11 protein-coding genes, 2 tRNA genes and 3 rRNA genes are annotated in these 18768 nt (G+C 57.7%); 8 read left to right on the top strand and 8 right to left on the bottom strand.

Features of this window, described 5'->3' with window-relative positions; translation table 11 throughout:
* The first annotated feature begins 61 nt into the window (after window positions 1-61).
* Together glpK and SIB73_RS00075 are read left to right on the top strand one after the other, a co-directional pair.
* Window positions 62-1567 (top strand): glycerol kinase GlpK, encoded by a 1506-nt coding sequence (glpK, locus tag SIB73_RS00080; protein ID WP_413403785.1) that lies wholly within the window; start codon window positions 62-64, stop codon window positions 1565-1567.
* Window positions 1560-3128: an FAD-dependent oxidoreductase gene (locus tag SIB73_RS00075; protein ID WP_413406567.1), complete on the top strand. Its 1569-nt coding sequence runs from the start codon at window positions 1560-1562 to the stop codon at window positions 3126-3128. The genes glpK and SIB73_RS00075 overlap by 8 nt, the downstream gene beginning before the upstream one ends.
* Window positions 3129-3166: 38 nt before the next feature.
* On the opposite strand, the gene SIB73_RS00070 is transcribed toward SIB73_RS00075, so the two are convergent.
* Window positions 3167-4840, bottom strand: a complete 1674-nt coding sequence (locus tag SIB73_RS00070; protein ID WP_413403786.1) for an alpha-amylase family protein — start codon at window positions 4838-4840, stop codon at window positions 3167-3169.
* A gap of 119 nt (window positions 4841-4959) precedes the next feature.
* On the opposite strand from SIB73_RS00070, the gene SIB73_RS00065 reads away from it, so the two are divergent.
* Both SIB73_RS00065 and SIB73_RS00060 read left to right on the top strand, forming a co-directional pair.
* Window positions 4960-6360, top strand: coding sequence for an aldehyde dehydrogenase family protein (locus tag SIB73_RS00065; RefSeq protein ID WP_413406569.1), 1401 nt, complete (start codon window positions 4960-4962; stop codon window positions 6358-6360).
* Window positions 6361-6438: 78 nt separating this feature from the next.
* A complete protein-coding gene (locus SIB73_RS00060; protein WP_413403787.1) occupies window positions 6439-7554 on the top strand; it encodes a LysM peptidoglycan-binding domain-containing protein in 1116 nt (371 codons plus the stop codon).
* Window positions 7555-7560: 6 nt separating this feature from the next.
* On the opposite strand, the gene SIB73_RS00055 is transcribed toward SIB73_RS00060, so the two are convergent.
* Window positions 7561-9048, bottom strand: coding sequence for a RecQ family ATP-dependent DNA helicase (locus tag SIB73_RS00055; protein ID WP_413403788.1), 1488 nt, complete (start codon window positions 9046-9048; stop codon window positions 7561-7563).
* A 42-nt stretch (window positions 9049-9090) separates the two neighbouring features.
* On the bottom strand, window positions 9091-10113 hold the full coding sequence (locus SIB73_RS00050; protein ID WP_413403789.1) for a hypothetical protein: 1023 nt from the start codon (window positions 10111-10113) through the stop codon (window positions 9091-9093).
* Window positions 10114-10269: 156 nt separating this feature from the next.
* Between SIB73_RS00050 and SIB73_RS00045 the strand changes: the two genes are divergently transcribed.
* The 4 genes from SIB73_RS00045 to mtnC are packed head-to-tail and all read left to right on the top strand — an operon-like array spanning window position 10270 to window position 12755.
* The gene (locus tag SIB73_RS00045; RefSeq protein ID WP_413403790.1) at window positions 10270-10479 is read left to right on the top strand and encodes a photosystem I reaction center subunit IV; all 210 of its coding nucleotides are present in this window, start codon (window positions 10270-10272) and stop codon (window positions 10477-10479) included.
* Window positions 10480-10484: 5 nt separating this feature from the next.
* Window positions 10485-11336, top strand: coding sequence for a DNA-formamidopyrimidine glycosylase (locus SIB73_RS00040; RefSeq protein ID WP_413403791.1), 852 nt, complete (start codon window positions 10485-10487; stop codon window positions 11334-11336).
* Window positions 11337-11388: 52 nt separating this feature from the next.
* The gene (mtnB, locus tag SIB73_RS00035) at window positions 11389-12000 is read left to right on the top strand and encodes a methylthioribulose 1-phosphate dehydratase (protein ID WP_413403792.1); all 612 of its coding nucleotides are present in this window, start codon (window positions 11389-11391) and stop codon (window positions 11998-12000) included.
* A complete protein-coding gene (gene mtnC, locus SIB73_RS00030; RefSeq protein ID WP_413439656.1) occupies window positions 11997-12755 on the top strand; it encodes an acireductone synthase in 759 nt (252 codons plus the stop codon). Before mtnB ends, mtnC begins: the two co-directional genes overlap by 4 nt.
* 97 nt (window positions 12756-12852) lie before the next feature.
* Here mtnC and rrf read toward each other — a convergent pair.
* The 5 genes from rrf to SIB73_RS00005 form a co-directional block, all read right to left on the bottom strand.
* Window positions 12853-12969 (bottom strand): 5S ribosomal RNA (rrf, locus tag SIB73_RS00025).
* Between the two features lie 116 nt (window positions 12970-13085).
* Window positions 13086-15951, bottom strand: a 23S ribosomal RNA gene (locus SIB73_RS00020).
* Between the two features lie 392 nt (window positions 15952-16343).
* Window positions 16344-16416: transfer RNA gene (locus tag SIB73_RS00015), tRNA-Ala, on the bottom strand.
* Between the two features lie 9 nt (window positions 16417-16425).
* Window positions 16426-16499 (bottom strand) — tRNA-Ile (locus SIB73_RS00010).
* A gap of 183 nt (window positions 16500-16682) precedes the next feature.
* Window positions 16683-18167: ribosomal RNA gene (locus SIB73_RS00005) — 16S ribosomal RNA — on the bottom strand.
* The 16S, 23S and 5S rRNA genes sit together here with 2 tRNA genes alongside, the layout of an rRNA operon.
* Window positions 18168-18768 lie beyond the last annotated feature (601 nt).

Raw genomic sequence — 18768 nt, 5'->3', positions numbered from 1 at the left:
CGCGCGATAACGCGTGGCGACAGCCGAAAAGTGCGGCTAGCACTGTAAAAACGACCAGTCCATGGCAGCAACGCCCCTCCTTCTTGCACTGGATCAGGGCACCAGCAGCTCACGCGCCGCCCTGTTCGACACGCGTGGCAACCCCGTTGCAAGCGCCAGTGCTCCCCTGGCCATCAGCTATCCAGCTGACGGATGGGTGGAACAGAGCCCCAGCGAGATCTGGGAAAGCCAGCGTCTGGCGATGGAGCGCCTGGCCCAATCCATCAGCCCGGAGCAGAGAGGCGCCGTTGTCGCCTGCGGTGTTTCCAATCAAAGGGAGACAACGGTTCTGTGGCGACGCAGCGACGGGCAGCCCTGCGGACCTGCCCTTGTCTGGCAGGACGGCCGCACAACGGACATCTGTCAGCGGTGGAAAGAGGAAGGCCTGGAGCACGAATGGCGCACCCGGACCGGACTGCTCCTGGACCCCTACTTCAGTGCCAGCAAGATCAGCTGGCTGATGCAGCATGAGGCGAGCGCCTCCAGCGCTGCCGCCAGTGATGATCTCTGCTTCGGCACGGTGGACAGCTGGTTGCTGTGGCATCTCAGCGGCCACACAAGGCACTGCTCCGACATGAGCAATGCGAGTCGCACCCTGCTGATGGACCTCAAAAAACGAGAATGGGTCGAAGCATTCTGTGAACAGTCAGGCCTGCCCCTGAGTGCACTGCCGGAGCTGGTGCCCTGCCGTGGCGACTTCGGAGCGATCGCTTCTGGACTCCCGTTCGCAGGCGTGCCAATCCATGCTCTGCTGGGTGACCAGCAAGCCGCCACTCTTGGTCAGCTGTGTTTGGCGCAGGGGGAAGCCAAATGCACCTATGGCACTGGTGCATTTCTTGTGGTGAACACAGGCAGCAACATTCAACGCAGTGATGCTGGGTTGCTGAGCACCCTCGGCTGGACAGACGACCGAGGAGAGCCCACATACTGCCTGGAGGGCAGCCTCTTCAACGCCGGCACGGTGGTGCAGTGGCTGCGGGACGGACTGGGAATCATCGAGACCGCTGAGGAGGTCAATCAGCTGGCACTCAGCGTCCCGGATGCAGGTGGGGTCATGCTTGTACCCGCCTTCACCGGCTGGGGGACACCCCACTGGGATCCTGCCGCTCGAGGCCTGCTGATCGGCCTGACCCGCGACAGCGGTCGCGGTCAGATCGCCCGTGCGGCGCTTGAGGGCATCGCACTTTCGGTGGCCGGCCTCGTGCAGCTGGCGGAACAGTCCATCGGCCAGGGGCTCGGGGAGCTGGCGGTGGATGGTGGTGCAGCAGCTTCGGATCCACTGCTGCAGGCCCAGGCCGACAGCACCGGGCTGAGGGTGCGACGTCCGGCCTACCTGCAGAGCACCGCCCGTGGAGTCGCACTGATGGCAGGAGTTCAGGCCGGACTGATCAACGACCTGGAGGATCTGAGATCACTCCGCGGGAATCAAGCGGACGTTTTTGAACCCTCGCTCGATTCCAAACAACGCCAGGAGTGGCTTAAGCAGTGGAGCGATGCCATCTCAAGGAGCCTTCGCTGGCATGAATGACACCTGCTTCGACCTGCTTGTGATCGGCGGCGGAGCCAGTGGAGCCTGCGTGGCCTATGAGGCCATCAGTCGGGGACTCAAGGTGGCCCTGCTCGAGGGCCATGATCTGAGTGGGGGAACAAGTTCTCGCAGCACCAAGCTGCTGCATGGGGGTGTTCGTTACCTCGAACTGGCGTTCAAGACCGCCGACACCGCTCAGCTTCGCCTGGTTCGAGAAGCATTGCTGGAGCGCGGTCACTGGCTGAAACAGGCCCCGTTTCTTGCGCATCGCCTTGAACTGGCTTTGCCCACGGAAGGGCTGATCGGCCAGCTTTATTACCGATTCGGTCTGGGCATGTACGACGCCCTCTCCGGTCGTTCCGGAATCGGCAGCAGCCGGCTGCTGTCTCGATCGCTGCTGCATGAAGCGCTGCCCGATCTCCGCAGCGATGTCAGCGGAGGGGTTGCCTACAGCGATGGGCAGTTTGACGATGCCAGGCTGAACCTGCTGATGGCTCTCAGCGCCGAGCAACACGGGGCGGTTGTGCGTACACGGACGCCTGTTGTGGAACTGGAAAAAGACAGCCACGGAAAAGTGTGCGGAGCCATCAGCGAAAGTGCTGATGGCCAGAGAGAGCGTTGGCAAGCCCGTGTGGTGGTCAACGCCACCGGCATTCACTCCGATGCACTGAGGCGAATGGCCGAACCGGGATGTCAGGAGCGCATGCTGACCAGCCGCGGAGTGCATCTGGTTTTGAAGCAGCGTCTCTGTCCGCAACACATCGGCCTGCTGCTGCCCTCAACCGATGACGGACGAGTGCTGTTCATGCTGCCTTTCTTCGGGCGCACATTGGTGGGAACCACCGACACGCCATGCAGCCAAACGCAGGCAGCTGTTCCATCCGAACAGGAACAGAGCTACCTCCTGGACTACGTGAAGCGGTGGTTCCCGGATCTCAACAGCATTGACATCGGCAGCTGCTGGGCTGGAGGGAGACCCCTGCTCAAGCCGGCCGATGCCGATGTGAACAGCAGCCGTGTCGTCCGTGAGCATGAGGTTGAGACGCTGCCGAGCGGACTGGTGAGTGTGATGGGAGGAAAGTGGACCACCTGCCGCCCAATGGCTGTCGACACCCTCACGGCGGTTGCTGAGCAACTTGGACGGTCACTGCCACCGGCCAAGGAACTACCTCTGATCGGTTCCGACGCCGATCCCCTGCAAACCCCACGCCTGCTGATTGCACAACGGTCAACGCTCCAGGAGCTGTTGCCGAAATCCCCTCGGCAATCGGAACAGATTGAACACCTGGAGAACGGACATGGACTCAATGCGGCAGCCCTGGTCAACAGCTGGTCAGAGGAGGAGCGGGAACCTCTCAGCACGGTGATGCCGGTCTGCAGAGGAGAGCTGCGGCATGCCGTCCAGATGGAAAAGGCGAAAAGCGTCACCGACGTGCTGGCCAGGCGAACGCGGCTGGCCATGGTCGACCGCGATGAAGCGCAACGGCTGGCCCCAGTGGTGACTGAAATCCTTGAGCAGTGCGGCCAAGATGACAGCACCCCTCTGGAACTGAAACTCTGATCAAGGTGTACCGATCAGAACTCTCAATTCGGAATTCACTATTCAGAATCCACTGAATCAGAGGTCACATCCTCCACTTCACCGATCAGCCACCAACTGAATCCATGCGCTGGCAGATAAACGAACCAGTCCTCGGAAGCAGGCGGATATTCACATCCCCAGAAGACCTCACGGGTGCGCTCACCGCTCCAACGACTGAGGTCGAGATGCAGAGAGGCTCCTGCCGCCGAGAGGTTGGCGGCCACCAGGACCGTCATGCCGCCATCACAGCGCACATAGCTGATCACGCCGGGATGGGGACACTTCAGCAACTCGAAATCACCATGGCGCAGTGCGGGCAACAGTCGCCGGCAGGTGAGCATGCGCCGGTGCCAGTTCAGCAGCGATCCGGGAAGCTGCTTCTGAACCTCCACATTCACCACGCGGTAGTCGTAACCAGGAGCAGTGATCGGCGGCAACACCAGAAGAGGGTCAGGTGCAGTTGAGAAGCCCCCGTTGCGCGCAGGCGTCCAGGCCATGGGAGTGCGGTTGGGGTCCCGGTCCCGTAATCCTGGCCAGTCGCCCATGCCCAGCTCATCGCCGTAATACAGACAGGGCATTCCTGGAAGGCTGTAAAGCAGAGCGTGAAGAACGCGGTTGGAACCTGGGTCGCCGTTGAGCAGCGGCGCCAGGCGGCGATTGATACCCCAGTTGAGCCAATGGCCCTGGCCCTGATGAAGACCGGCACGGATGGTCTGGATCACCTCCTCCGGAATCAGGTGACCATCACCCAGCCACAGCTCGTCGTGGTTGCGCAGGGGGAGCGCCCAGCGACAGCCACTGACGACCTGCTGAGCTTTCTGCAGAGATCTGCGCAGATTGTCAACTCTGCCGCTGGCGATCGCTGCAAAGAGATGGGCAGTGAGGACAAAGTTATAGGCGCCATGGAGTTCATCTTTCAGCAGGTAGGGAGCGATTTCGTCAACAGGCTGAATCGCTTCCCCCAGCAGCAGCACATCCCGACCATGAGAATCCACCCGCTGTCGCAGTCGTTTGAGAAAAGCGTGGGTTTCAGGGAGGCCTTCACAGCGCGACCCCTCCTCTTCACAGAGGAACGGCACGGCATCGAGGCGGAATCCGTCGACCCCACGATCAATCCAGAAATCCACCACATCGAGCATCGCCTCCTGAACGAAGGGATTGGCGTAGTTGAGGTCAGGCTGGTGACGCAGAAAACGGTGGAGGAAGTACTGACCTGCCACCTCATCCCATTCCCAGTTCGACGACTCGAAATGGCGGAAGAGCACCGGGGCATCGGCATAGCGATGGGGGTCATCGCTCCAGACGTAGATCTCACGTTCAGGACTTCCCTGAGGTGCCCAGCGGGCGCGCTGGAACCAGGGGTGCAGTGTGCTGGTGTGGTTCATCACCAGATCCATCACCACTTTGAGTCCCTGGGCGTGGGCTGCCGTGAGAAAACGATGAAACGCCGCGAGATCGCCAAGATCCGGATGAATCGCCTTGAAGTCGGTGATGTCATACCCACCGTCATCCAGCGGTGAGGGGTAGATCGGTGTCAGCCAAATCGCTTCCACGCCCAGCCAGCGCAGATAAGGAAGCCTGCTAGCAAGACCCTGCAGATCTCCAATCCCGTCACCATTACCGTCGCGGTAACTGCGCACGATCAACTGGTAGATGACGGCGCCGTTCCACCACGGCTGCTGCTGACTCATCAGGCCGTTGCCTCTGATCACGGTGTAGAGGCGATCGCGGTCACCGTCATCCCCGCGCCGACCGTTCCGCAGAAGAAACTGCGAGCATGCCCAGCATTGACAGCACGCTCATCCCCGTCATGGTCCTGGCCAACGCTGCAACCACATTCACCGACACCGACCTGGATCGCCTGCGCCAGCCCGTGCTCAAGGGCATCACCAGACCTGAGGCATGGCGACGGGAACAGCTTCAGAGGCTGCGTGAGCTGGTGACCCAGCACGAGCCTGAGATCCTCGAAGCCCTGCGCCATGACCTTGCCAAGCCCGGGCTGGAAGGCATGGCCGAGGTGGTGACCCTGCTGCAGGAGCTCAAGCTGGCTGAACGACGCCTTCGTGCCTGGATGCGACCGCGCCGGATCCGTGTACCGCTCATGCAGCGGCCTGGTCGTGCAGAAGTGATCAGGGAGCCCCTCGGATGTGTGCTGCTGATCGGCCCTTGGAATCTGCCTTTCGGTCTCACGTTGTGGCCCCTGGTGAGCGCCCTGGCGGCCGGCAACACCGCTGTGATCAAACCCTCCGAACATGCCCCTGCAACAGCAGAGCTGATCGCGCAGCTGGTGCCCGAGCACTTTGCAGACGATGTGGTGCAGGTGGTCAACGGCGATGGTGCCGTCGCCGCCCAACTGGTTCGGCAGCGCTTCGACCACATCTTCTTCACCGGTGGTGGAACGATTGGAGCCAAGGTGCTTGAGGGTGCCGCAGCCAACCTCACCCCCGTGACACTGGAGCTCGGCGGCAAGAATCCCGCAATCGTGCTGCCTGGTGCAGACCTCTCCGTCACGGCCCGCAGGCTTGTCTGGGGGAAAGGATTCAATGCCGGTCAGGCCTGCATCGCACCGGATCATCTTCTGGTTCAGCCAGATGTGCGCGAGTCTCTGCTGCAGGCCATCGCCGAGGAACGGCTGAAGCTCTATGGCAGCGATCCACTGGAGTCCGAATCGCTCGCAAGTCTGATCCATGACCGTCATTACGGCCGGCTGGAGGCGCTGCTGAAGCAGGCCGAAAGCGATGGCCGCGTGCTGCTTGGAGGTGAGTTCGATCCCGTCAGGCGCCGGATTGCTCCAACCCTGATCGACGTGCAGAACGATGAAGACCCGCTGATGGCCGATGAGCTGTTCGGACCGCTGCTACCTGTCCTGGAGATCGCAAACCTGAATGAGGCTGTTCAACGGATTCAGAAGCAGGACAAACCTCTGGCTCTTTACCTGTTCGGCGGCAGCGACAGCGACCAGGATCATCTGCTGCGCACCACCAGCTCCGGTGGCGTGTGTTTCAACGACGTGGTGATGCAGGCCGGCGTGCCGGACCTGCCCTTTGGAGGTGTGGGCGCCAGCGGAATGGGAGCCCACCATGGCGAAGCCGGTTTCAGAACCTTTTCCCATGAACGATCGGTGCTTCGGCGTCCGTTCTGGCTTGATCTGCCTCAGCGCTACCCGCCCTACACCCTGAAGCCGGAAACATTCCGTCGTCTGTTGAGCTGACCAACACAACAACAAAGGTGGGAGAGGACTGGCGCTCGCCGACAGGCACCTTATGTTTCGCCCAGCCAACGGACATGCATGCGCCGCACTCTCCTGACCGTCCTGGCCGCGATGGCCCTGACACCACTCGCCGGTCAAACCGCCAACGTGACGGTCAAGTCAGGTGAGACCCTTTCGGATATTGCGGCTCGCTACGACGTGTCTCTCAACAGCCTGATGCGGCTCAACGGCATCAGCAACTCCGACCATGTGGAGGCGGGCCAGAGCCTGAGGCTGCCTGGGAATGTTTCCGCCGGCAAAGGTCGCCACAGAGTGCAGTCAGGCGACACCCTCAGCGGCATTGCAGCGGAATACCGGGTGAGTGAACGTCAGTTGATGGCACTGAACGGTCTGTCGAGCGCTGATCACGTCGAGATCGGTCAGACCCTGAAGCTGCCAAACAACGCGGTGCTCGCTCAGGCCAAGCCGAAAGCAACAGCCAAGCCTGTACCGATTCAGGCCAAGCCGGGTGCCATCTCCCACACCGTGGCACGAGGCCAGACCCTTTCCCAGATCGCCATGGCGTACAACATCCCCATGGCCTCACTGATCAACATCAATGCCATAACGAATCCCGACAAGGTCAACATCGGAACCCAACTGATGCTGCGCTCCAGTGAGAGCACCGGCACCACTTCAACAGCCACTTCGACAACACCTGCGGAACAGAAACCCTCTTTGATCGAAAACAAGCCTCAAGAACGGAAGCCTGCTCAGGTCAAGTCACAACCAAAGAGCGTCGAGCCTTCAACGGCCAAAACAGCGGAATCGAAACCGAAGTCAGCAAAACCGGCAACCGTGAATTCCGCAGCTGAAAAGCCCGCGGCTGAAAAAGACAAGGTTGTCAAAGCCGTGACGACAGCCAAGGCCAGTCAGACAACAACCGAGACAAGTGCCCAGCCGAAACCTGCTTCCTGGCGCTCCTATGGCCCCCTTCAGGTCGACTGGGGCAACTGGCAGTCGATGGGTGGTAGCGAGGTGGCCCCGACACTGAACAATGATGGACAGTCGCTCTACGTGGCAGTGAACTGCTCCGCTGGGAAGATCAATGCCACCGGCGCGAACGGGATGTGGAAAAACTGGATCGCGCCCCAGTCTGAATTCGAGAAGGATCTCATCAAGGATCGCTGCAAGGCGGCAACTGCAGAAGCCTGAATCCGATCAAGCGGCGTAATGCAGTGGCCAGGGTCGACGCAGAAAGCGCCGGCCGCTCTCCTTCAGGTACAGGCGCTGGCTGCCGTCATCGGTTTCGTGGATCAACTCCTCCTGGACCAGCCGCCGCGTCAGCCATCCCCAGTGCGCCGAACGACCCTCCTCGGCGTTGAGCCTTTCACTCAATCTGCGGGCATCCGTGCCGTGAACCTCCGCCAGCAACTCCAGAACAGCCTTGGCTTCATCTGACCAGTCCTGCCTCGAGCCACTGGACAGACAGCGATCACAGCGACCACAGGGAGGCACCAGCTCACCGACAGACAGCAACAGAGCTTGTTCTCTGCAGGTTTCTCCTTCAGCCACAGCCTCCATACGGCGCAACTGCTGCTGTGCCAGTTCAATCCGACGTGATTCCTCGACAGCATCGCTGGCGGATGAGCGGCGCAGAGCGCTCTGCATCGCCCATCCAAGGCTGGTTCGATCTCTCGGTGAGAACAACACCAGACACTGGGCAGGCTTGCCATCACGCCCCGCACGTCCTGACTCCTGCAGATAACCCTCCGGAGTACTGGGCAGGTCCAGATGCAGAACCAGACCGACATCAGCTCGGTCGACACCCATGCCGAAAGCCACAGTGGCCACCAGCACAGGATGCTGCGCTCCCAGGAAATGCTCCAGAGCCCGATGACGAACGTCAGGCTCAAGACCGGCGTGATAAGCGATGGCCTGAATCCCGTTGGCCCGGAGCCTCTCGGTCCAACGCTCCACAGAAACACGCGTACGGGCGTAAATCAGACAGGCGCCGCGGGCTTTCTGCAAGGCATCAACCACGTCCAGCAGAGGATCCCCGACACGTCGGCGCATGCAGTAGTGCAGGTTGTCACGTCGGGCCGATCCCACCTGAATCAGCGGCCGCCTGAGATGCAGAAGGCGCAGGATATCCGCCCTGACACGGGGAGCTGCCGTGGCACTGAGGGCCACCAGAGGAACCCCTGGGCAAAGTGCTCGCAACTCACCCAGCCGGCGATAGTCAGGACGGAAGTCGTGGCCCCAGGCGCTGATGCAGTGGGCCTCATCAACCGCGAGCGCCACCAGTTGTCCCGTGGCTGCATGCTCCTGCAGAACGGATCGGGTGGCTTCACCCTGGAGACGCTCGGGCGCGAGATACAGCAGCCGCAAGGATCCTTCGCCGAGCTGAGAGAGCGTCTTCCGGCGCTGAGCCAGCTCGATTCCTCCGTGAAGACAGGCTGCCGTGATACCACGACGTCTCAACTGCAGGACCTGATCCTCCATCAGGGCCACCAGTGGAGAAATCACCACCACAAGCCCTGACCTCACCAGAGCAGGCAACTGATAACAGAGCGACTTACCTCCACCCGTTGGCAGAACCGCAAGGCAGTCCTGCCCCTGCAACAGGCATTCCACGACGGGCCGCTGCCCTGGCCGGAAGTCGGACCAGCCGTAATGGCGCTTGAGCGCATCCAGCAGCAGGTCCAAGGCACTCCACAGATGGTGTGCACAGCCTACCGAGCCCTAGATCTAGGGCATCGGAGGAGGATCCAGCTGATCCGGTGATTCCTCAACCAACTGCAGTCTCACCCGCTTGCCCCCGGCCAGCTCGCCTAAGGAGACCCGAAGCGTTGCACCGCTGAGGCTCTGCAGTGCCGAGAGCACATCCCGCAGATACGGGGTGCTGCTGCCGCTTTCCACCCAGAGCCGTTCCTGCAACCCTCCCAGTCGTCGCCAGGACGTGTGCAGTTTGAGCACCGCCGATTCAAGAGACTGGGCCTGACCGACTGCATCAGCCAGCAATCCGAGTGCATCCAACCGCTGCGCTTCCTGCATCGCCTTCTCCAGATCCAGCTCGCCCTGCTGAAAGGCACGAACAGCGACGCTGGATTCCGTGGCTTTGGTGATCCAGCGGGCGGTGTGGGTCACATCCTTGATCCGGTCGAGCTCAGGCTCCTCCCGCAGCACCTTGCGCAGATCGTCCTGCTGAGGCTCAGGCAGCTTGGCAAGCTCACGCACAAGCGGCGCAACAACTTTCGGCGGCAACAGATTCTCCTGGGTGCGCTGACGGATCTCCTCAGGCAGCAGCGGACTGGTGGAGGCCATGAACTCGTCAGAGAGGCGCCGCACCTGCTTGCGCGTGATCTCCTGCCCTTCATTGGCGGCCTCGGAAATCATCATCTGCACCTCCGGTGCCGCCTGAGCGGTTTCCATGAAGGCACGCTTGGAGAACTGATTGACGCTGGCCTCCGCGAGCACGCCTTCACCCAGCATGTCCTGTGCCGACTCCGCAAGCTGGATCAATCCGTAAGCACGGGTCTTGCTGATTTCGCGCTCCCTCAGCCACTGCAGGAACCCGGCGCCACGTCCCTCTCCTCCTCTCTTTTCGCGATCGCGAACGGCCTTCAGGATCTTTCCACGCCAGATCTCGGTCTGAAGATCGAACTTGTCGCAAACAGCCCAGGCCTGTTCCAGGCGAGCCAGAAACTCCATCGTGCTGATGTCGTCCTGCTCAGGATCTGGCAGATCCAGTTCCAGAACTGGAGTTTCCATGTTCGTTGGCAACAAGGCAGGCAACATTCCAGAGGCTGGATGCTGGCATGGCGAAGGGGCGGTGAACGGCTGATCAGGGCGACATTGTGTGACGCGAAAGCACTGCTTGGCAGAACCCCGAGATAGGGTCTAGGGGCTTTCAGTTCCTCAGAAGCGATGGCGATTTCCCGCGGAGACATGGTGCGGATCAAGCGCCCTGAGTCTTTCTGGTTCAACGATGTGGGCAAAGTCGCCTCGATCGACACCTCAGGCATTCGTTACCCCGTTGTGGTCAGGTTCGAACAGGTCAACTACAACGGCATCCAGGGTTCGGACGGTGGCATCAACACCAACAACTTCGCACTTGACGAACTCGAGCCGGCCTGAGTCTCTTGCCGGAACTTCCGGAAGTTGAGACGGTTCGCCGAGGGCTCGAGAACCGTCTTCAATCGTTTGTGATACACGAGGCTGCAATCCTCCGTGAGAGGGCGGTTGCCAGTCCTGGAGGTTCAGCAGCCTTTTGCCAGGGCGTGTCAGGTCAGAACGTCGGCAGATGGAAACGACGCGGAAAATACCTGATCGCCCAGCTGTTGGATCCAAGCAGCGGAAAGCCAAGTGGTTCCTGGGGGGTCCACCTGCGCATGACCGGCCAGTTCCAGTGGCATGACGAACCCACAGAGCCTTGTCAACACACACGGGCCCGCTTCTGGAATGCCAGTGAGCAGGAGCTGCGCTTCGTTGACGTCCGCAGCTTCGGAGAGATGTGGTGGGTCCCGCAGGGAGTCGCCACCGACTCCGTCATCACCGGACTGAAGCGTCTAGGACCGGAACCCTTCAGCGAAGACTTCAACGCCGCTTACCTGAGAGAGAAGCTGAAAGGATCAACACGGTCGATCAAGGCAGCCTTGCTCGACCAGTCTCTTGTGGCAGGGGCAGGCAATATCTATGCCGATGAGAGCCTTTTTGCGGCAGGGATTGCTCCCCAAACGCCCGCAGGCAGGCTCAACCACAAACAACTTGAGCGGGTCCGCGACAGCCTGGTGCACGTGTTGGAAATCAGCATCGGCGTCGGCGGCACAACGTTCAGTGATTTCCGCGACCTTGAGGGTGTCAATGGCAATTACGGAGGACAGGCTGCGGTCTATCGGCGTACCGGTCAACCGTGTCTGCACTGCGGCACTGCCATTGAGCGGATCAAGCTTGCCGGTCGCAGCACCCATTGGTGCCCCGTCTGCCAATCCTGAATTTCGGATGCGATAGGAAGGAGAAGCAGGGAACAGAGGAGGCGCGAAACCGTTGATTCAGGCTGCTGAAGAGCTCTCAGCCACGATGAAAGTGCTTCACCGCCGCGGTTGGTGCGATGGCACCGGAGGCAATTTCAGTGTTGTGGTCGCACATCAGCCTCTGCGACTGCTGATGGCCCCCAGTGGTGTCGACAAGGGCTCAGTTCGGCCTGAAGACCTGATCGAAGTCAACGGCAGCGGCGATGTCACCCGGGGAGTGGGCAAGCCAAGTGCAGAAACCCTGCTGCATCTGCGCATCATTCACTGTTGCCACGCAGGGGCCGTTCTCCACACCCACTCCCTGTCAGGGACTTTGCTGTCGAGAACGGAACTGGATCGAGGCAGCGTGACTCTGGAGGGCTGGGAGATGTTGAAGGGCCTCAAAGGAGTCACAACCCACGAAGTGAGTGTGAGAGTTCCCGTGATTGCCAACAACCAGGATCTCCAGGCCTTGAGTGAATCGGCAGCCCTGCGGTTACCCGAAGCCCCCCATGGATTGTTGGTCTCAGGCCATGGTCTTTACGCATGGGGCAACGATCTGAAAGAAGCGCGTCGCCATACCGAGATCCTTGAATTCCTCTTGGAACTCACCTGGAGACAATCATTACTGGGGCGTCAAAAGTGATTCAGGCCATCGTGCTGGACATCGAAGGAACGACCTGTCCGATCGACTTTGTCAGCCACACACTGTTTCCATTTGCTCAGAAGAATCTCAGTGAGGCGCTCAAGCAGCGATCAATCGATGCGGAGATTGACAGCTTGGTGATTGAAAGCATCTCCGAATGGATCAGTGACCCCGATCCCACCAGCCAGATCATGCTGGAGCAGACGACACACACTCCCCCATCAACAAGTGAAGTTGGAGACTATCTTCAGCATCTGATTCAATCAGACAAAAAGTCACCAGCCCTCAAGGAATTACAGGGAATCATCTGGAAGCAAGGCTATGCATCAGGAGAACTGAAATCATCCTTATTCGAGGATGTACATCCTCAGTTGGATCTCTGGAAACACAACGGACTCATCCTCGCGGTGTACTCATCCGGCAGTATTCAGGCCCAGAAACTTCTCTACCGCCATACCAGCGAGGGAGATCTCACAGATCTTTTTTCCTATTGGTTTGATACACGCACAGGACCGAAACTTGTTCAGCAAAGTTATGAGACCATTGCTGAAAAACTCGGATTACCTGTTGATCAGGTTCTGTTTGTCAGCGATCATCCAGGTGAATGCGATGCAGCAAGGCAATCAGGCATGAGCACTGCGTTCTGCCTGCGCGAAGGAAATCCACACCAAAATGCAGGAAATCACATCCTGATCCAGCGACTGTCTGATGTTGACCTCGACAGCATCAACGCATCGGAAAATCAACAAAGCTGAACTCAACTTTGGATCAGTATTAGCGCGTCAGGGTACAAAAAAAGCCACCCTCTCCTGGGTGGCTTTCTTCGTATCACTGATGTGATTGGAATGTTTTACCTGGCATCGAGCTATTTTCTCAGGGGGCTACCCCCCAAATATCGTCGCCGCTGCTGCGTTTCACAACCGAGTTCGAGATGGATCGGAGTGGTTCCACAACGCTATGGACACCAGGATAGAAAACATTCCCAAGGTTGAACCCTGAGAACTGCATAGGACATCACCAATGATTTTCATCATCAATGATGCATCTGTTTTGAATAAAACGTCGCCTCAGGCAAGAACCAAATCATGGTCAAGCCCTCGGTCTATTAGTACTCCTCCGCTGCATCCATTACTGGACTTCCACGTAGAGCCTATCAACGGGTGTTCTTCCCGTGACCTTACTGGGTTACCCCATGGGAATACTCATCTTGAGGTGGGCTTCCCACTTAGATGCTTTCAGCGGTTATCCACTCCGCACATGGCTACCCAGCGTTTACCGTTGGCACGATAACTGGTACACCAGAGGTGCGTTCCTCCCGGTCCTCTCGTACTAGGGAGAAATCCTCTCAATATTCCTACGCATACACCGGATATGGACCGAACTGTCTCACGACGTTCTGAACCCAGCTCGCGTACCGCTTTAATGGGCGAACAGCCCAACCCTTGGGACCGACTTCAGCCCCAGGTTGCGATGAGCCGACATCGAGGTGCCAAACCTCCCCGTCGATGTGAACTCTTGGGGGAGATCAGCCTGTTATCCCTAGAGTAACTTTTATCCGTTGAGCGACGGCCCTTCCACTCAGAACCGTCGGATCACTAAAACCGACTTTCGTCCCTGTTCGACTTGTAGGTCTCACAGTCAAGCTTCCTTCTGCTTTTGCACTCGTCAGCTGATTTCCAACCAGCCTGAGGAAACCTTTGTGCGCCTCCGTTACCTTTTAGGAGGCGACCGCCCCAGTCAAACTGCCCACCTGATACTGTCCGCTCCCCGGATAACGGGTGAACGTTAGAACCCTAGCTCTGAAAGAGTGGTATCTCACCATTGACTCCCTAGTACCCACAAGCACTAGATCAACGTCTCCCACCTATCCTGCGCATTCAGAGCCCGGGCACAATACCAAGCTACAGTAAAGCTTCATAGGGTCTTTCTGTCCGGGTGTATGTAGTCCGCATCTTCACAGACAATTCTATTTCGCCGAGCCTCTCTCCGAGACAGCGCCCTGATCGTTACGCCTTTCGTGCGGGTCGGAACTTACCCGACAAGGAATTTCGCTACCTTAGGACCGTTATAGTTACGGCCGCCGTTCACCGGGGCTTCAGTCGCCAGCTTCGCTTACGCTGACCGGCTTCCTTAACCTTCCGGCACTGGGCAGGCGTCAGCCCCCATACATCGTCTTGCGACTTAGCGGAGACCTGTGTTTTTGGTAAACAGTCGCCAGGGCCTTTTCACTGCGACCACCTTGCGGTGGCACCCCTTCTCCCGAAGTTACGGGGCTAATTTGCCGAGTTCCTTAGAGAGAGTTACCTCGCGCACCTCGGTATTCTCTACCACCCCACCTGTGTCGGTTTCGGGTACTGGCAGTTATGCCTTAACGGGTATAGAGCTTTTCTTGGAAGCATGACATCACCGACTTCGCTGCCGTAGCAGCTCGTACTCACGCCTCAGCTCGGAGCGTTTTCGCCGCTCCTCATAGCCTCGAACGCTTGAACCAGTAACCAACGTCTGGCTCGGCTAGCCTTCTCCGTCCCTCTTCCCAAAACATAACCGGTACAGGAATGTTGACCTGTTATCCATCGACTACGCCTTTCGGCCTGACCTTAGGACCAGACTAACCCTCCGCGGACGAGCCTGCCGGAGGAACCCTTAGGGTTTCGGTGCATGGGATTCTCACCCATGTTTTCGCTACTCAAGCCGACATTCTCACTTCTATGCAGTCCACGCCCGCTCACGCTAACGCTTCGCCCCACATAGAACGCTCCCCTACCATAAATCCGCAGCTTCGGTACAACGCTTAGCCCCGTTCATTTTCGGCGCAGGATCGCTCGACCAGTGAGCTATTACGCACTCCTTTGAGGATGGCTGCTTCTAGGCAAACCTCCTGGTTGTCTGGGCAATCCCACCTCCTTTATCACTTAGCGTTGATTTGGGGACCTTAGCTGGCGGTCTGGGCTGTTTCCCTCTCGACCATGGAGCTTATCCCCCACAGTCTGACTGCCTCGCTACACACAGGGTATTCAGAGTTCATCTCGATTTGGTACCGCTCTCGCAGCCCGCACCGAAATGGTGGCTTTACCCCCCTGCTGGAGCACGAGACGCTACGCCTCAACGTATTTCGGGGAGAACCAGCTAGCTCCGGGTTCGATTGGCATTTCACCGCTAACCACAGCTCATCCAGTGACTTTTCAACGTCAGTTGGTTGGGACCTCCACTTGGTATCACCCAAGCTTCATCCTGGCCATGGTTAGATCACCCGGGTTCGGGTCTATAAACACTGACAAACGCCCTATTCAGACTCGCTTTCGCTGTGGCTCCACCATTTCCGGTTTAACCCGCCAGTGCCTATAAGTCGCCGGCTCATTCTTCAACAGGCACACGGTCACCCGATAAGTCGGGCTCCCATTGCTTGTAAGCTCACGGTTTCATGTTCTATTTCACTCCCCTCCCGGGGTTCTTTTCACCTTTCCCTCGCGGTACTGTTTCGCTATCGGTCACACAGTAGTACTTAGCCTTACGAGGTGGTCCTCGCGGATTCACACGGAATTTCACGTGCTCCGTGCTACTCGGGATACAGCTAGGTCAGTTCAGTTTTCGTGTACGGGGCTTTCACCCTCTTTGGCGTGTCTTTCAAACACTTCCACTAACATCCCTTTTCCACATTGCTGTCCCACAACCCCGATGGTCGAAACCATCGGTTTAGGCTCTTCCCCGTTCGCTCGCCGCTACTCAGGGAGTCGTTTTTACTTTCCTTTCCTCCAGCTACTAAGATGTTTCAGTTCGCTGGGTTGGCTCGTGCCAGCCTATGGATTCAGCTGGCCGTTCTAAGGGTTGCCCCATTCGGAAATTCCCGGATCAAAGCGTGTTTCCAGCTCCCCGAGACTTATCGCAGGTAACCACGTCCTTCATCGCCTCTGTGTGCCAAGGTATCCGCCGTGAGCTCTTTGTAGCTTGACCATTCATCTCCAAAACGCTTGCTGTTGTTGAAACAGATTCTGAATGATTCATGACTGAATTATTCATCAAACTCCTGATTGCTCGACACAATCAGAAGAACGTCATGGAGTCTCGGCTCTTGCTCAAGAATTGACATCATCCTAAAAAAGAATGATGCATCCATGAGAGATGCTTTATTCTTACAGACTTTTTCCTATGCAGTTGTCAAGGTTCTGCTAGACATCAAACTGATCAATCAGTTCGAGCCCAGCATCTTATCAACCAAAACATCGTGATAAATCACGTCATTTCGGAATGACAGGAAGCTGGGGTCATGCCAGCGGACACATCTAAATCACATCTCCTCGAGTTCACCTTCCATCTTTCAGACGATGGAGATTGAGTTCGATCAGTGGAGGTTAGGAGACTCGAACTCCTGACATCCTGCTTGCAAAGCAGGCGCTCTACCAACTGAGCTAAACCCCCAACACCGAATGGGCCATCCTGGACTTGAACCAGGGACCTCACCCTTATCAGGGGTGCGCTCTAACCACCTGAGCTAATGGCCCAGGAAGACTCAACCCTTGTGGGATGTGACCTAGACAAAGTTTAGGAACTGAAAATCTCCATCAAGCAATTCATATCGCTATGCATTCTTGATTTCAAAATTGAGGTACCGATCGACCTAAGGTGACAGGATTTCGGCCTAAGAATTAAGTACTCAGACATCAAAATCAATGTTTGTCTCCCTGTTAGGAGGTGATCCAGCCGCACCTTCCGGTACGGCTACCTTGTTACGACTTCACCCCAGTCATCAGCCCCACCTTCGACGTCCTCCTCCACAAGGGTTGGAGTAACGGCTTCGGGCGTGGCCAACTTCCATGGTGTGACGGGCGGTGTGTACAAGGCCCGGGAACGTATTCACCGCAGTATGCTGACCTGCGATTACTAGCGATTCCTCCTTCACGTAGGCGAGTTGCAGCCTACGATCTGAACTGAGCCACGGTTTATGAGATTTGCTTGTCCTCGCGAACTTGCTGCTCTTTGTCCGTAGCATTGTAGTACGTGTGTAGCCCAGGATGTAAGGGGCATGATGACTTGACGTCATCCACACCTTCCTCCGGTTTATCACCGGCGGTCTCTCTAGAGTGCCCAACTAAATGCTGGCAACTAAAGACGTGGGTTGCGCTCGTTGCGGGACTTAACCCAACATCTCACGACACGAGCTGACGACAGCCATGCACCACCTGTCACTGCGTTCCCGAGGGCACTCTCTCGTTTCCAAGAGATTCGCAGGATGTCAAACCCTGGTAAGGTTCTTCGCGTTGCATCGAATTAAACCACATACTCCACCGCTTGTGCGGGCCCCCGTCAATTCCTTTGAGTTTCACACTTGCGTGCGTACTCCCCAGGCGGAACACTTAACGCGTTGGCTACGACACCGAGGGGGTCGATTCCCCCGACACCTAGTGTTCATCGTTTACGGCCAGGACTACAGGGGTATCTAATCCCTTTCGCTCCCCTGGCTTTCGTCCATGAGCGTCAGTTATGGCCCAGCAGAGCGCCTTCGCCACTGGTGTTCTTCCCGATATCTACGCATTTCACCGCTACACCGGGAATTCCCTCTGCCCCTACCACACTCAAGCCCAACAGTTTCCACTGCCATGATGGAGTTAAGCTCCACGTTTTAACAGCAGACTTGAAAGGCCGCCTGCGGACGCTTTACGCCCAATAATTCCGGATAACGCTTGCCACTCCCGTATTACCGCGGCTGCTGGCACGGAATTAGCCGTGGCTTATTCCTCAAGTACCGTCAGATCTTCTTCCTTGAGAAAAGAGGTTTACAGCCCAGAGGCCTTCATCCCTCACGCGGCGTTGCTCCGTCAGGCTTTCGCCCATTGCGGAAAATTCCCCACTGCTGCCTCCCGTAGGAGTCTGGGCCGTGTCTCAGTCCCAGTGTGGCTGATCATCCTCTCAGACCAGCTACTGATCGATGCCTTGGTGAGCTCTTACCTCACCAACTAGCTAATCAGACGCGGGCTCATCCTCAGGCGAAATTCGTTTCACCTCTCGGCATATGGGGTATTAGCGGCCGTTTCCAGCCGTTATCCCCCTCCTGAGGGCAGATTCCCACGCGTTACTCACCCGTCCGCCACTAACCCGAAGGTTCGTTCGACTTGCATGTGTTAAGCACGCCGCCAGCGTTCATCCTGAGCCAGGATCAAACTCTCCGTTGTAGATCAAGTCCTCTCGAAAATTTTCATTTCCTCAACCTGATTTGCTTTTCCCGCTCACTCAGCACTGGCGCACTGGTTGCAGTAAAAACCACCTTCCTCTGACAGAAGGGTTCATAAGAGTGCACTAAGAATCTCTCCTTCGTGACTTTCCAGGATCTCAGATCCGGTTGTTGCTCCACAACATGCACACCGACAAATTCAAAAGCTCGTGAAAACTTTCAACTCTGTAAGCACGTTGCTTCCTTGCAACTAAAATTGTTGACGGGACCTCACACTTACATCGCATTATCATCAAGCTCAATTACTCAACTTTGCAGCTCAGTAATCAAAACTCGACGCGATGAAAGCGTCAGTTCCTAAACTTTTCGATTGTCCAGGTTCTGCCGACGCGTTCCCTCTCAGGAGCGGTTGGCGGTGCGGCCTCGCGACCGCTTGTGAAACTTACAACACCGTGGGATCTCTCCCTCCCGGCCTCGTAAGCACCCCCAAACATTACAAGCTCGCGCTCTTCATGTTCAGAAGCTGCGCTCCAGGCTTCCGCCTGCCGCGCAGTCCAAAAACATAGCTCACTATTGCCCCAATACGCAACTGGTCGCATCTC

The organism is Synechococcus sp. MIT S9509, assembly GCF_047303035.1.
In the GTDB taxonomy this organism is placed as follows: Bacteria; Cyanobacteriota; Cyanobacteriia; order PCC-6307; family Cyanobiaceae; genus Synechococcus_C.
Note: the sequence above shows the minus strand (reverse complement) of the source record. Positions and strands in the feature narration are given on the sequence as shown.

Coding starts and splice junctions, on each gene's coding strand:
- SIB73_RS00075 (WP_413406567.1), top strand. CDS start 1,560: ATGAATGACACCTGCTTCGACCTGCTTGTGATCGGCGGCGGAGCCAGT.
- glpK (WP_413403785.1), top strand. CDS start 62: ATGGCAGCAACGCCCCTCCTTCTTGCACTGGATCAGGGCACCAGCAGC.
- SIB73_RS00070 (WP_413403786.1), bottom strand. CDS start 4,840: ATGAGTCAGCAGCAGCCGTGGTGGAACGGCGCCGTCATCTACCAGTTG.
- SIB73_RS00065 (WP_413406569.1), top strand. CDS start 4,960: ATGGTCCTGGCCAACGCTGCAACCACATTCACCGACACCGACCTGGAT.
- SIB73_RS00045 (WP_413403790.1), top strand. CDS start 10,270: ATGGCGATTTCCCGCGGAGACATGGTGCGGATCAAGCGCCCTGAGTCT.
- SIB73_RS00060 (WP_413403787.1), top strand. CDS start 6,439: ATGCGCCGCACTCTCCTGACCGTCCTGGCCGCGATGGCCCTGACACCA.
- SIB73_RS00050 (WP_413403789.1), bottom strand. CDS start 10,113: ATGGAAACTCCAGTTCTGGAACTGGATCTGCCAGATCCTGAGCAGGAC.